This is a genomic window from Janthinobacterium sp. SUN118, assembly GCF_030397695.1.
Lineage (GTDB): Bacteria > Pseudomonadota > Gammaproteobacteria > Burkholderiales > Burkholderiaceae_D > Janthinobacterium.
In genome coordinates this window covers 491,878-505,406 of the sequence record NZ_JAPUBV010000001.1, presented here as the reverse complement: position 1 = coordinate 505,406, position 13,529 = coordinate 491,878, and the positions used below count along the sequence as shown (strand labels likewise).

Here is a 13,529-nt window from a genome sequence, read left to right as displayed (position 1 = left end):
GCAGTCCGCTCGATAAATATTCTTTATGCCGCGGCTATGGCGCGGGTTCGACCGTCACCCAGTACGCCGTGCGGCTGCGCACCTGCACCGGCAGCGAGTTGGGCAGCATGTGCAGGATGCGCTGGGTGTCGGCCAGCGGGAACACGCCCGACAGGCGCAGCTGGGCGACTTCCGGCGCGCAATGGATCACGCCGGGGCGATAGCGGGCCAGCTCGGCCAGGAAATCGCCCAGGGTCACGTCGTCGACGATCATCTGCCCGCGCAACCAGGCGTCCGCATACGCATCGACGGCATGCGGCGCGTCGGGTGCGTGACGGGAAAACGTCACGCCGCGCCCGGCCGCCAGCAGCAACGGTGCGCCGTCGCCGTCGCGCGGACGAATCTCGACGGCGCTTTCAAAGACATCGACCGTGCTGTAGCCATCCTGCTGGCGCACGGAAAAGCGCGTGCCCAGCGCGCGCACCAGGCCTTCGCGCGTAGCCACTTCCAGCGGCGCGGCGCTGCCGGCGCCCCGGCCGCTGACGACGAGGATTTCACCGGCCAGCAGCTCGATCAGGCGGCGGCTGCCGTCGAAGCGCACATTCACGGCCGACTCCGTATTCAAGCTGAGCACGCTGCCATCGGCCAGCGCCACTTCGCGCCGCTCACCCGTGGCCGTGCGGTAGTCGGCGCGCAAGGCGCGCACGCCATCCCAGGCGCCCGTCTGCGCGGCCAGCAAGCCGCCACCAGTCGCCACGCCCAGCCAGACGAGCAGCTGGCGCCGCTTGCCGCTGGCGGGCGGGCCGGCGCTGGCCAGCGCCTGCGCGGCCGCCGTGCGCTGCGCACCGTCGCGGTACACGCCTTGCAGGCGCTGCGCGACGGCCTCGATATGCTGCCAGGCCTGTTCATGTTCCGGCGCGGCGCGGCGCCAGCGCTGCCAGGCGGCCCGCTCCGCCTCGCCCACATCGCCCGACATCAGCAGCGTCAGCCATTCGGCCGCCTGCAGCTGCACGTCCTCGCTGATGACCGCCGGGGCCGCCGCTTCGCCCGCCGTGTTCATGCCGGCAGGGAGAAAAACACCTGGCGGTTGGCGCGCGTCAGGTACTGCTTCACCGAGCTGGCCGACACGTTCAGGCGCGCGGCGATCTCGGCATAGCTGAGACCTTCCAGCTGCGCCAGCAGGAAAGCCGTGCGCACGGGAGCGGGCAAGCCGTCGAGGGCCGTGTCGATTTCCTGCAAGACTTCGAGCGCCAGCAGGCGCGCTTCCGGCGCGGGCGCCGCCTCGGGCGGCAAGCAGGCCAGCGCCTCCAGGTAGGCGTCTTCCAGCACCTGGCGGCGGTAGCGGTGCGCCACCAGGCGCCGCGCGATGGTGGCGAGAAAAGGGCGCGCCTCGCGGATTTGCGGCGCCATGCCGTTGGCAAGCACGCTGATGAAGGTGTCTTGCGCCAGGTCGGCCGCCTCGCCCGCATTGCCCAGCTTATGCCGCAGCCAGCCCTGCAGCCAGCCGTGATGGCTGCTGTAGAGCGCGTGCAGGTCTTGTTGCTGGGCAAAATCGGCGGCCGACATGGCACCCCTTTCCGGTATGGCGCGTGGCGCCCTCGAATGTAAATAAGAATTATTCTCATTTTAACCGCGATTTTAGCTTTCATGCAATCGCGGCATTGGCAGAAATACCAACTAATTCAAAAGCCGGCCAACCGCCAGGCTGTGCAGCAATGGCGCGCCAGGGCCACGCGATGGGGTAAAATGGCGCCCATCGTCCGGCTTGCGCCGCCCACCCCCAAGCTTTTCATTGCAGGTTCATCATGCTAGATAATCTCACCCAACGGCTTGCCAAAGTCGTCAAGACCATGCGCGGCGAGGCGCGCCTGACCGAAGCGAATACCGCCGACATGCTGCGCGAAGTGCGCCTGGCGCTGCTCGAAGCCGACGTCGCCCTGCCCGCCGTGCGCGAATTCATCGCCAAAGTCAAAGAAAAAGCCATGGGCGAGGATGTCATTTCCTCGCTGACGCCAGGCCAGGCCCTCGTGGGCGTGGTGCAGCGCGAGCTGGCAGCCCTGATGGGCGCCGACCTGGGCCCGGAAGCGTCGCAGATCAGCTTTGCCCAGCAGCCGCCCGCCATCATCCTGATGGCCGGTCTGCAGGGTGTGGGCAAGACCACCACCGTCGGCAAGCTGGCGAAATACCTGAAGGAAGAAAAGAAAAAGAAAGTGCTGACCGTCTCGGCCGACGTGTATCGCCCTGCCGCGATCGCCCAGCTGCAATCGGTCACCGCCCAGGTGGGCGCCGACTTCTTCCCATCGACCAGCACGGACAAGCCGGTCGATATCGCGCTGGCCGCGCTGGACTGGGCGAAAAAGCATTACCACGACGTGCTGATCATCGATACGGCGGGCCGTCTCGGTATCGACGAAGAGATGATGCGCGAAATCGCCGCCGTCCACGGCGCCGTGAAGCCGATCGAGACCCTGTTTGTCGTCGACGCCATGCTGGGCCAGGACGCCATCAACACGGCCAAGGCCTTCAATGATGCGCTGCCGCTGACCGGCATCGTGCTGACCAAGCTCGATGGCGATGCGCGCGGCGGCGCGGCCCTGTCGGTGCGCCACATCACGGGCAAGCCGATCAAGTTTGCCGGTGTCTCGGAAAAACTCGACGGCCTGGAAGCGTTCGACCCGACCCGCATGGCCAACCGCATCCTCGGCATGGGCGACATCCTCGCGCTGGTGGAAGAGGCGCGCAAGGGCGTCGACAGCAAGGCGGCGGCGGACCTGGCGCAAAAGATCAAGGTGGGCGGCAAGTTCGACATGAACGACTTCAAGGCGCAGCTGGGCCAGATGAAGAAAATGGGCGGCATGGCCAACCTGATGGACAAGCTGCCGGCCCAGTTCCAGCAGGCGGCCGGCGGCAAGAACATGGACCAGGCCGACAAACAGGTGCGCCGCATGTGCGGCATCATCGATTCGATGACGCCGCAGGAGCGCGCCAAGCCTGAATTGATCAAGGCCACGCGCAAGCGCCGCATCGCCGCCGGTGCCGGCGTGCAGGTGCAGGAAGTGAACCGCATGCTGACGCAATTCGAGCAAATGCAGACGATGATGAAAAAATTGTCGGGCGGCGGCATGATGAAGATGATGCGCTCCATGAAGGGCATGATGCCTGGGATGAGATAAGGCTTCAAAATCCGCTGCGCGGTGGTCTTTGCGGCCGGCGATGCTCACCGTACTTCAGTACGGTTGCGCTTCCCTGCCACAAAGCATCCCCGCCCGCTGTGATTTTGAAGGCCTTTTTTACGCCGCGTGAGACGTAGTTCAAGTCAAGAAACACCGTTATAAAATAATGCCGGATTGCATTTTGATGGCGTCCGGCATGATTTCCTCCCTCCCCGCAGTCCCCTCCCCGCATAGCCAGCAACCATGCCATTTACGGGCAAAAACGCCGTTCCACGCCCCCAAGCGGTGCGCCCGGGCGACAGGCGCGTCATTTCCCTGCTTTTTCCTCGTGAAAACGTGAAAAACACTTGCATACTAGGTAAATCCACACCAATATTAGCCGTGCGATTAATTGCGCAATTTCCCATGTGTTTGTTAAGGAGGCTCGAAGATGGCAACAGCCAAAAAAACCCCAGTAGCAGCGCCAGCCAAAGCAGCAGCAGCCAAGCCTGCAGCCGCCAAGAAAGCAGCACCCGCAGCCAAGGCAGCAGCTAAACCAGCAGCGGCGAAGAAAGCGGCAGCACCGGCAACACCACGCAAGCCAAACGCAGCATTCATGAAAGCAATGACGCCATCGAAAGAACTGGCCGCCGTTGTTGGCGCAGCACCACTGCCGCGCACGGAAGTGACCAAAAAGGTATGGGATTACATCAAAAAACTCGATCTGCAAGATCCGGCCAACCGCCGCATGATCAATGCGGACGACAAGCTGAAAGCTGTTTTCGGCGGCAAAGCCCAAGTCTCCATGTTTGAAATGACGAAACTGATCTCCGATCATTTGAAATGATCAGATACGCGCCGGCTGCGTCAGCCGTGCGAGTGCCCCGCCGCTGAATCAGCGAGCGGGGCATTTTTTTGACTTGCGTTCAGGCGGCAGGCTTGAATTCCCACAATTTCCACGCGGCCAGCACGGCATTCGGGTACTCGGCGCGTCCCCGGCTGCCGTTGTAGCGGCCCAGGGCCAGGTACAGATCGCCCTTTTCCATGTCCAGGTACATGCGCAAAATCGCGCAGCCATAGCGCAGATTCGTCTGCATGTGGAACAGCTTGCTGCGGTCGCTGTCGCCGATGACGCCCGTCCAGAACGGCATCACCTGCATGTAGCCGCGCGCGCCGGCCAGCGAGACGGCATATTTGCGGTAGGCCGACTCGACCTGGATCAGGCCCAGCACCAGGGCCGGTTCCAGGCCGGCGCGGCGCGCTTCATACCATACTGTTTCCAGAAATTCCGTGCGCAACTGCGCGTCCGGCAGCTTGCGCTGCAGGCGTTGCGACATCTGCGCCAGCCATTGCTGGTAGCGCTGCAACTCGGCGGGGGTGGCAAATTTGGGTTGCGGCGGGCGTTCGTCGCGGATCGCATGCGACAGCGCCAGGCGGACGGAGTCGGCCAGCGCCTCTTCCTTCTGGTTGCCGGCCTGCGCCGGGAAAGCGCAGGCCAGGCAGGTGGCCAGCGCGAGGGCGCCGGCCACTTGACTTACGGATAGACGCTTCACTGCGCCATTTTGCCCTGGATGAAGGCAACGATCTCGTCCGGTGCCACGCCGGTCGCTTCCGCGTCGCGGCGGCCCTGGTATTCCAGCTTGCCTTCTTTCAAGCCCCGCTCGCCGATGACGATGCGGTGCGGCACGCCAATCAGTTCCCAGTCGGCAAACATGGCGCCTGGGCGCAAGCCGCGGTCATCGACGATGACATCGACGCCCGCGCCTTGCAGGGCCGCGTACAGCTTCTCCGTCTCTTCCTTGACCAGTTCGCTGCGGTCCATGCCCATCGGGCACAGCACGACCTCGAATGGCGCGATCGACGCAGGCCAGATGATGCCCTTGTCGTCGAAGTTCTGTTCGATGGCGGCGCCCAGGATGCGCGTCACGCCGATGCCGTAGCAACCCATCTGCAGCGGTGCCGGTTTGCCGTTCTCGTCGAGGAAGGTGGCTTTCATGCTTTCCGAGTACGCCGTCCCCAGCTGGAACACGTGGCCCACTTCGATGCCGCGCTCGATGGCCAGCAGGCCCTGGCCGTCCGGCGACGCGTCGCCGGCGACGACATTGCGCAAATCGGCCACGATGGCAGGCTCGGCCATGTCGCGGCCCCAGTTGGCGCCCGTGTAGTGGAAACCGGCCTCATTCGCGCCGCAGACGAAATCGCCCATATGGGCAACCGTGCGGTCCGCCACCACGGTGACCGGTGCCTTGGTGCCGATCGGGCCCAGGTAGCCGGGAATCGTGCCGTAGACTTCCAGGATTTCCGCTTCCGTCGAGAAACGGTGGCCGGCCAGGCCGGCAACCTTGCCTACCTTGATCTCGTTCAACTCATGGTCGCCGCGCAGCAGCAGCATGAAGAACTGTTTCGTGACTTTCTCGTCCTTGCCCGTCGTTTCCACCGTCAGCGCGATGGTTTTCACGGTCTGCGACAGATCCAGGCCCAGCAGGGTGGCCACGGTTTCGCACTTGACGGTGTCCGGCGTGGCCGTCTTGGTCAAGGCCTGGGTGGCGGCGGCGCGCTCGCCAGCCGGCGGCAGCGCTTCGGCCGCTTCCATGTTGGCGGCGTAGTCGGACGTCGGGCAGTACACGAGCGCGTCCTCGCCCGTGTGGGCGATGACGTGGAATTCATGCGAACCGGAACCACCGATGGCGCCGTTATCGGCTGCCACGGCGCGGAATTGCAGGCCGAAACGCGTGAAGATACTGGTGTAGGCATCAAACATGACCTTGTACGACGCTTGCATGCCGGCCAGGTCGCGGTCGAACGAGTACGCATCCTTCATGGTGAATTCGCGGCCGCGCATCAGGCCGAAGCGTGGGCGGCGCTCGTCGCGGAACTTGGTCTGGATATGGTAAAAATTCAACGGCAGCTGGCGATAGGACTTGATTTCCGTGCGCACGACGTCCGTGATGACCTCTTCCGACGTCGGCTGGATCGCGTATTCGCGGCCATGGCGGTCTTTCACGCGCATCAGTTCATCGCCCATCTTGGTCCAGCGGCCCGTCTCCTGCCACAGTTCGGCAGGCTGCACGAGCGGCATCAGCAGTTCGATGCCGGCGGCCTTGTTCATCTCGTCACGGATGATGGCTTCCACCTTGCGGATCACGCGCAAGCCCATCGGCATGTAGGTGTAGATGCCGGAACCGAGGCGTTTGATCATGCCTGCACGCATCATCAATTGGTGGCTGACGATTTCCGCGTCAGAAGGTGCATCTTTAAGTGTGGAAATAAAAAAACGGGAGGCGCGCATAACGGTGAATTCTTTTTAAAAAGAGAGGGTTATAATCAACCTAATTTTAAAGGATTAGCTGGCTGATGCGTCCATACTTTACACAAATGCGCTCAATTGGTGCGATTCCGGCTCTTTTCGCACCCCGAAAAGGCAACCGGCTTGCGGAGTTGTGGGCAAAAATGTAAAAAAAGACGCGCTGTCGCAGAAAGTTTGAGGTGCATTATGCTCGACCGTGAAGGGTTTCGGCCCAACGTCGGCATCATCCTGCTAAACGCCCAGAACGAGGTGTGGTGGGGCAAGCGGGTGCGCGAGCACTCATGGCAGTTTCCGCAAGGCGGTATCAAATATGGCGAAACTCCGGAACAAGCCATGTTTCGCGAACTTGAAGAGGAAATCGGACTCAGGCAGGAACACGTCAAAATTGTCGGCCGCACCCGCGACTGGCTGCGCTATGAAGTGCCAGACCACTTCATCAAGCGCGAGATTCGCGGCCACTACCGTGGCCAGAAGCAGATTTGGTTTCTGCTGAGAATGTGCGCGCGCGACAACGACGTCAATCTGCGCCTGACCGACCATCCCGAGTTCGACGCCTGGCGCTGGCATGAGTACTGGGTCCCGCTCGATGTCGTGATTGAATTTAAGCGCGATGTGTACCAGCGTGCCTTGCAGGAGCTGTCCCGCTTCCTGACCTGGCCCGTGCATGGCAACGCGCAGCAAGCGCACCGCCATACCTCGCGCTACCTGCGCCAGCCGCATGCGCCGCGGGCGCAGGACGGTGCTGCGCTGGCCAAGCCTTGCGACGGCGCTGCCGCCGAAGGGCGCACGCCCGAGCTGATTTTGCCGGGCAAGGAGTAGCCGGCCAGACATGAACGCACGCTCCCACGCAAAAGGGGCAGCCTGACCAGGCTGCCCCTTTTTTTCATTCCGGCAGGAAACCTCCCTGCCGGTCAGGCTCACTTAGTTTGCCGCCGGCGCTGCCGCTGGCACGTCAAGCGTAATGGCTTTCAAGCCCAGGATCGCGCTGCTGTGCTGGCGGATCTTGTTGGCCAGGGCCGGGTCGTTGTTCAGCTTTTGACCATACGACGGCACCATTTCCACCATCTTCGCCTGCCATTCCGGCGTCGCCAGGCGCGCTTTGAACGCCGTCTGCAGCACCTTGATCATGATCGGCGGCGCGGTAGACGCGCCAGGCGAGGCGCCCAGCAGGGCAACGATGCTGCCATCGGCGGCGCCGACGACTTCCGTGCCGAACTGCAGCAAGCCGCCTTTAACCGGGTCATCCTTGACGATCTGCACGCGCTGGCCCGCGTTTTGCAGGGTCCAGTCTTCCATCTTGGCATTCGGCAAGTATTCGCGCAGGGTCTTCAAACGGTCTTCCGGAGTATTCATCACTTGTTCGACCAGGTATTTGGTCAGCGGAATATTGTCGTAGCCGGCTTGCAGCATGGGCTTGATGTTGCCGCTGCCGATAGAGGCGGGCAAGTCGATCCACGAACCGTTTTTCAGGAACTTGGTCGAGAAGGTGGCGAACGGGCCAAACAGCAAGGCTTTCTTGCCGTCGATGATGCGCGTGTCCAGATGCGGCACGGACATCGGCGGCGAACCGACGGACGCCTTGCCATACACCTTGGCCGCATGCGCCGCCACCAGGTCCGGATTCGTGGTGACCAGCCATTGGCCGCCCACCGGCACGCCGCCGTAGCCCTTGGCTTCAGGAATGCCCGATTTTTCCAGCAGCGGCAGCGAACCGCCGCCCGCGCCGATGAAGACGAACTTGGCGCGCACGGTCTTTTCCGTGTCGTCGGCCAGGTTTTTCACCGTCACGTTCCACACGCCGTCGGCGCCGCGCTTGATGTCCTGCACCTGATGGCGCAGATGCAGTGCCATGCCATGGCTGTCCGTCAAGTAGCTCACCAGACCGCGCGTGAGGGTGCCGAAATTGACGTCGGTACCGATCTCCATGCGCGTTGCGGCCACTTTCTGGCCCTTGTCGCGGCCTTGCATGACCAGCGGCGCCCATTGCGCGATCTGCGCCGGGTCTTCCGAGTACAGCATGCCCTTGAACAGGTTTTGCTTTTGCATCGCTTCATAGCGCTTGTGCAGGAAGGCGATATTCGCATCGCCCCACACAAAGCTCATGTGCGGCACATTGTTGATGAAGGTCTGCGGCGCGCCCAGGTGCTTCTTTTCCACCTGGTAAGCCCAGAACTGCTTGGAAATCTCGAATTGCTCGTTGATATCGACGGCTTTCTTGGTTTCGATGCTGCCGTCGGCCGCTTCCGGCGTGTAGTTCAGCTCGGCAAACGCCGAGTGGCCCGTGCCCGCGTTATTCATCGCGTCCGAGCTTTCGGCCGCCACGGAACCGAGGCGCTCGTACATTTCCATCGTCAGCGACGGGTCGAGTTCCTTGAGCATGCTGCCCAGGGTGGCGCTCATGGTGCCGGCGCCGACCAGCAGCACGTCGACCGGTTTTTCCGACGAAGCCGGCGGGGTCTTGTCACATGCCGCCAGGATCAGGCACGACATCAAAAGTAATAGCGATTTACGCATACGTAACTCCGTTCATGAATAGGATGATTCTTGTGCGCCACCGCGGCGGCACCAGCGCGACCGCAAGCGATCGATCGAGGATCGAACGAAAAACAGCCCGCCATCCGGAACGCCGAGGCAGCCGGAGAGGCGGAGGTCGATGGTGTCAGGCATGCTGCCGCGCTACGGGATAGTCCCAAAGCAAGATTTGGTGGCAAAGGTGCGGGCAATGGAACGGCACGGCCGTCGTTGCCGGCTGAAAAAGCGGCAATACAATCGCCGTCGTGTCCAGTGCAAATATCAAGAACGGCGATTTTATCACCGTTATTTGGCGCTGCCGGGGCGCGGCGCTAGTGGATAATACTTACTGCCAGGTATTAATTTGCGGTGACTATCGGCTCATGAACGCGGTCGCGCGGCGTAAAAAAGGGCATCCGCGATGCCCTTGGAAATTACCCTGAAGTAGTCATTCAGACAATGCGGCACGCTTCCTCGAAGGACAGGCGCGGCGCGCGGGGACGCACGCGGTCGGGATCGCCATAGCCGAGGCTGCAGACGAAATTGGCCTTGACGGTGGTGCCGGCGAAGAAGGCGGCGTCGAGTTTCTCGGTGTCGAAGCCGGACATCGGGCCGCAATCGAGGCCCAGGGCGCGCGCGGCCAGGATCAGATAACCGCCTTGCAGCGAAGAATTGCGGAATGCCGTCGCATCGGACAGCGCCTGGTTGCCCGTGAACCAGGCGCGCGCGTCGACGTGGGGCGACAGCTTGGGCAGCTGTTCATAAAACGCCATGTCCATGCCGATGATGGCCGTCACGGGCGCCTGCGCCACTTTGGCCGCGTTGCCGGCCGACATGCATTCGACCAGGGTCGCCTTCGCTTCAGGCGACTTGACGAAAACCACGCGGATCGGCGAGCCATTGGCCGCAGTGGGCGCCCACTTCAGGGTATCGTACAGCTGCTTGAGCAGCGCATCGCTGACGGGACGGTCTTGCCAGCCATTATGCGTGCGGGCGGCGTAGAACAGGGTATCGAGGGCGGCATCATTCAACATCGGGCATTCTCCAGGTGGTCGGTGGAAGGGCAAAAACAGCTGGCACAGCGTACACAATTTACGTACGCGGTACAATGCCGGCTGCCCTTAGCCACAGTTATCCAGCCATGTTCAACCCCTCTTCCGACGATGTGCGCCGTTTCTTTTGCGACACCCTGCGCAAGCACCGCGCCCACGACATCCTCACGCCCATGGAAGCGATCGCGCTCGACTGGATCCTTGAGCACCCCGAATATGAAAACGAGCTGAGCGACGTTGAAGCGGCGCTGGCGCGCGACTATTCCGTCGAGGGCGGGCAGGCCAATCCCTTCCTGCACCTGTCCATGCACCTGTCGATCACGGAACAGGTGCAGGTCGACCAGCCGCGCGGCATCCGCCCGGCCGTGCAGCAGCTGACGCAGCGCCTCGATTCGGCCCATGCAGCCCAGCACGAAGTGATGGAGTGCCTGGGCCAGATGATCTGGGCGTCGCAGCGTTCGGGCTTGCCGCCGGACACGGACGCCTATATCGACTGCGTGCGCCGCCGCTAGGCAACGCTATTTCATGGCGGCCGCGCCGCCCCCTGCCTGCGGCTGCAGTACGGGCGCCTTCGGCGCCTTGCCCAGCAATCCCAGCACCACCTGCAATGCCATGGCGATGGCGCCCACGATGAAGACCATGTCGCCAAAGGTGCGCACCCAGCGCAGCGTCTGCAGCAGCGGCTGCTGCATGAATGCCTCGCTGCGCGCATACCAGAGGCCTTCCGTCACGCTGGCGTGGAACTGGATAATGCCAATTGGCAACAAGCTGGTAAAGATCATCAGCGCCAGGCCCCCGTTCAAGCCCCAGAACGCCGTCTTCATCAGCGCCGGGCTGAACTGGCAGTGCGGCCGCAGATAGCGCAGCACGAGCAAGGTAAAGCCCAGCGCCAGGAAGCCGTACACGCCAAACAGTGCCGCATGCGCATGCACGGGAGTCGTGTTCAAACCCTGGATGTAATACAGCGCCACGGGCGGGTTGATCATGAAGCCCAGCACGCCCGCGCCCAGCATGTTCCAGAAGGCGACGGCGACAAAGCACATCAGCGGCCAGCGCAGGTTTTCCATCCACGGCGCGCGTTCCTTCAGCCGCCAGTTTTCCCACGCTTCGTGGCCCAGCACGATCAGCGGTACCACTTCCAGCGCGCTGAAGCTGGCGCCGATGGCCATCACGGGCGTGGTGGTGCCGGCAAAATACAGGTGGTGGAAAGTGCCCGGTATGCCGCCCAGCATGAACAGCGACGCCGACGCCAGGCTGGCCGTGGTGGCCATGCGCGCCGACACCAGGCCCAGGGTCGCGAAGATGAAGGCCAGCGCCGTGGTGGCGAAGACTTCGAAGAAACCCTCCACCCACAGGTGCACCACCCACCAGCGCCAGTATTCCATCACCGATAAATGCGTGCGCTCGCCGTAGAACAGGCCGGCGCCGTAAAACAGGCCGATGGCGCCCACGGAAGCCGTCAGCAGCGCCAGCAGGTTCTTGTCGCCGCCCTTCTGGCGCAGGGCCGGCACGACGCCGCGCAGCATCAGTAACAGCCACAGCAGGATGCCCACGTACTTGCCGATCTGCCACAAACGACCCAGGTCCACGTATTCATAGCCCTGGTGGCCGAGCCAGAAATTCCACTCGGGCGGCATCACTTGCGCAATCGCCAGGTAATTGCCGATGAAGGAGCCGACGACGACCACCACCAGCGCCCAGAACAGCACGTCGACGCCGAGGCGCTGCCACTTCGGATCCTGGCCGCCATTGATCAGCGGCGCGAGGAACAGGCCGGCGGCCAGGAAGCCCGTGGCGATCCAGAACAGCGCGGCCTGGATATGCCAGGTGCGCGTGAGCGCATACGGGAACCAGCGCGACACGTCGACGCCATAGAATTGCTGCCCTTCCACCGTATAGTGCGCGGTAAAGCCGCCGATGAAGACCTGGAAGATGAACAGGGCGACGACGAGGAACAGGTATTTGCCCAGTCCCCGCTGCGAAGGCGTGAGGGCGAAAGTGGTCAGCGGATCGCGCGGACCGGCCGCCGGCAGCGCTTCGTCATGGTCGCGCAGGAAGGCCCAGCCCCAGACGAGGAAGCCGACGCCGGCCAGCAGCACCACCACGCTGGCGACCGACCAGACGAGGTTCTCGCCGCTGGGCTGGTTGCCGATCAGCGGTTCGTGCGGCCAGTTGTTCGTGTACGTGACCTTCTGGCCCGGACGCTCGGTGGCGGCGGCCCAGGCGGTCCAGAAGAAGAACTGCGTCATCTGCGCGCGCCGTTCGGCGCTGGGCAGGGTGTTTTCCTTCATGGCGAAATGCTCGCGGCTCTTTTGCAGCGCCGGCGCGTCGGAAAACAGCTGGTCGTAATAGTGCGCCGTGCGGGCAAGCGCCTGCACGCGGCGCGGCGACAGGCGCAGCACCTGCGCATTGTCGACCCGGTTGCTGCGGTACTCGAGCTTGAGCGCTTCGCGCAGTGCCGCCTGCGCGGGGCCGTCCAGCAGCGCGTAAGCCTTGCCGTGCTGCTCCTGCGCGGCCAGCTCCAGCCAGGCCGTCAGTTCGCGGTGCAGCCAGTCGGCCGTCCAGTCGAGCGCCTGGTAGGCGCCGTGGCCCCAGATGGAGCCCAGCTGCATGCCGCCCACGGATTGCCAGGCCGTCTGGCCATCGAGGATGCCTTCACGGTCGAACAGCTGCCGGCCATCCTGCGCCAGCACTTGCGCGGGAATCGGCGGCGCCTGCCGGTAGACTTCGACGCCGTAATAACCGAGCAGCGAAAAGGTCACGATCAGCACGCCGATCAGGGTGAACCAGAGTTTTTTATAGGGACCCATGCGGTCTTTCCTTTGTCAGTGCACCACGGCCGGCGCGAAGCGCTCGAACAGGATATTGTTTTCGGTATGGATGTGCGCCATCAGGTCCTCGCGGAAGGTGCGCAGCCCCGTGTACAGCGCGCGCCAGGTGGTGCAGGCGCCGGCCGGCGCGCTGATATCGTTCGTCATCGCCTCCATCGCGCGCAAGGCCACGCCATGGTCGTCGTGCTCCATGCGCATCACGTTGATCGGTGCGCCGGCCTGCGGGCCCTGGCCGCGCACGATCATGGGGAACAGCACGTCCTCCTCCTTGCGCATATGGCTTTCCAGCTCCTGCGCCATGGCCGACAGGTGTTCCGCCAGCCCGTGCGGACAGTCGGCGCGCTCGCCATGCACCTGCTCGACCTTGCGCGCCAGGCGTATCAGTTCGGGCAGCTGCTCGCGGTGCACGGCGTGGTAGCGCGCCAGGATGTGCTGCACCAATTCCGTGGCCGTAGCCTCCTGCCAGTCACGCTCGCCGCTGGCGTCCATCCGCCCTTGCAGCAGCCGCAGCTCCTCGACGATGGGGGTGACGTCCACGCCGGCCGCTTCGGCCGCCGCGCGCAGGGTCTTGTTGCCGCCGCAGCAAAAATCCAGGCGGTGCGCATCGAACAGGCGCGTGGCGCCGGGGATGCGGCGGGCCAGCTGGCCCAGGGATAACTCGATCATGTCCATAACGGTTCCTTGAGGATGAATAGGG

Annotated in this window: 12 protein-coding genes; 4 read left to right on the top strand and 8 right to left on the bottom strand. The window is 63.4% G+C overall.

The features are described from left to right. Positions 1–34: 34 nt before the first annotated feature. Together O0880_RS02315 and O0880_RS02310 are read right to left on the bottom strand one after the other, a co-directional pair. Positions 35–1,039 carry a FecR domain-containing protein gene (locus O0880_RS02315; protein ID WP_289884822.1) on the bottom strand — a complete coding sequence of 335 codons (1,005 nt, stop codon included), beginning with the start codon at positions 1,037–1,039 and terminating at the stop codon, positions 35–37. Next, entirely contained in the window at positions 1,036–1,545 is a 510-nt protein-coding gene (locus tag O0880_RS02310) for a sigma-70 family RNA polymerase sigma factor (protein WP_071322005.1), read from the bottom strand. Before O0880_RS02310 ends, O0880_RS02315 begins: the two co-directional genes overlap by 4 nt. Positions 1,546–1,784: 239 nt before the next feature. Between O0880_RS02310 and ffh the strand changes: the two genes are divergently transcribed. Further along, entirely contained in the window at positions 1,785–3,152 is a 1,368-nt protein-coding gene (ffh, locus tag O0880_RS02305; protein WP_034746567.1) for a signal recognition particle protein, read from the top strand. Positions 3,153–3,582: 430 nt separating this feature from the next. Continuing rightward, the gene (locus tag O0880_RS02300; protein ID WP_071653383.1) at positions 3,583–3,978 is read left to right on the top strand and encodes an SWIB/MDM2 domain-containing protein; all 396 of its coding nucleotides are present in this window, start codon (positions 3,583–3,585) and stop codon (positions 3,976–3,978) included. Positions 3,979–4,057: 79 nt separating this feature from the next. On the opposite strand, the gene O0880_RS02295 is transcribed toward O0880_RS02300, so the two are convergent. Together O0880_RS02295 and O0880_RS02290 are read right to left on the bottom strand one after the other, a co-directional pair. Further along, positions 4,058–4,660, bottom strand: a complete 603-nt coding sequence (locus tag O0880_RS02295; protein WP_289884815.1) for a lytic transglycosylase domain-containing protein — start codon at positions 4,658–4,660, stop codon at positions 4,058–4,060. Positions 4,661–4,680: 20 nt separating this feature from the next. Next, complete coding sequence (locus tag O0880_RS02290) at positions 4,681–6,420, bottom strand: proline--tRNA ligase (protein ID WP_071322003.1); 1,740 nt, start codon at positions 6,418–6,420, stop codon at positions 4,681–4,683. A 204-nt stretch (positions 6,421–6,624) separates the two neighbouring features. On the opposite strand from O0880_RS02290, the gene O0880_RS02285 reads away from it, so the two are divergent. After that, positions 6,625–7,257 (top strand): RNA pyrophosphohydrolase, encoded by a 633-nt coding sequence (locus tag O0880_RS02285; RefSeq protein WP_071322002.1) that lies wholly within the window; start codon positions 6,625–6,627, stop codon positions 7,255–7,257. Positions 7,258–7,359: 102 nt separating this feature from the next. On the opposite strand, the gene mqo is transcribed toward O0880_RS02285, so the two are convergent. Together mqo and O0880_RS02275 are read right to left on the bottom strand one after the other, a co-directional pair. Next, positions 7,360–8,952: a malate dehydrogenase (quinone) gene (mqo, locus tag O0880_RS02280; protein WP_289884811.1), complete on the bottom strand. Its 1,593-nt coding sequence runs from the start codon at positions 8,950–8,952 to the stop codon at positions 7,360–7,362. A gap of 449 nt (positions 8,953–9,401) precedes the next feature. Further along, positions 9,402–9,983 carry a malonic semialdehyde reductase gene (locus O0880_RS02275; RefSeq protein ID WP_289884809.1) on the bottom strand — a complete coding sequence of 194 codons (582 nt, stop codon included), beginning with the start codon at positions 9,981–9,983 and terminating at the stop codon, positions 9,402–9,404. A 107-nt stretch (positions 9,984–10,090) separates the two neighbouring features. On the opposite strand from O0880_RS02275, the gene O0880_RS02270 reads away from it, so the two are divergent. Next, a complete protein-coding gene (locus tag O0880_RS02270; RefSeq protein WP_071321999.1) occupies positions 10,091–10,513 on the top strand; it encodes a DUF1841 family protein in 423 nt (140 codons plus the stop codon). A 6-nt stretch (positions 10,514–10,519) separates the two neighbouring features. Here O0880_RS02270 and O0880_RS02265 read toward each other — a convergent pair whose 3' ends face one another. Next, the gene (locus O0880_RS02265; RefSeq protein WP_289884808.1) at positions 10,520–12,811 is read right to left on the bottom strand and encodes a nitric-oxide reductase large subunit; all 2,292 of its coding nucleotides are present in this window, start codon (positions 12,809–12,811) and stop codon (positions 10,520–10,522) included. Between the two features lie 15 nt (positions 12,812–12,826). Then, a complete protein-coding gene (gene ytfE / locus O0880_RS02260; protein ID WP_289884807.1) occupies positions 12,827–13,504 on the bottom strand; it encodes an iron-sulfur cluster repair protein YtfE in 678 nt (225 codons plus the stop codon). Between the last annotated feature and the right edge of the window lie 25 nt (positions 13,505–13,529).

Coding starts and splice junctions, on each gene's coding strand:
- O0880_RS02315 (WP_289884822.1), bottom strand. CDS start 1,039: ATGAACACGGCGGGCGAAGCGGCGGCCCCGGCGGTCATCAGCGAGGAC.
- O0880_RS02310 (WP_071322005.1), bottom strand. CDS start 1,545: ATGTCGGCCGCCGATTTTGCCCAGCAACAAGACCTGCACGCGCTCTAC.
- ffh (WP_034746567.1), top strand. CDS start 1,785: ATGCTAGATAATCTCACCCAACGGCTTGCCAAAGTCGTCAAGACCATG.
- O0880_RS02300 (WP_071653383.1), top strand. CDS start 3,583: ATGGCAACAGCCAAAAAAACCCCAGTAGCAGCGCCAGCCAAAGCAGCA.
- O0880_RS02290 (WP_071322003.1), bottom strand. CDS start 6,420: ATGCGCGCCTCCCGTTTTTTTATTTCCACACTTAAAGATGCACCTTCT.
- O0880_RS02285 (WP_071322002.1), top strand. CDS start 6,625: ATGCTCGACCGTGAAGGGTTTCGGCCCAACGTCGGCATCATCCTGCTA.
- mqo (WP_289884811.1), bottom strand. CDS start 8,952: ATGCGTAAATCGCTATTACTTTTGATGTCGTGCCTGATCCTGGCGGCA.
- O0880_RS02275 (WP_289884809.1), bottom strand. CDS start 9,983: ATGTTGAATGATGCCGCCCTCGATACCCTGTTCTACGCCGCCCGCACG.
- O0880_RS02270 (WP_071321999.1), top strand. CDS start 10,091: ATGTTCAACCCCTCTTCCGACGATGTGCGCCGTTTCTTTTGCGACACC.
- O0880_RS02265 (WP_289884808.1), bottom strand. CDS start 12,811: ATGGGTCCCTATAAAAAACTCTGGTTCACCCTGATCGGCGTGCTGATC.
- ytfE (WP_289884807.1), bottom strand. CDS start 13,504: ATGGACATGATCGAGTTATCCCTGGGCCAGCTGGCCCGCCGCATCCCC.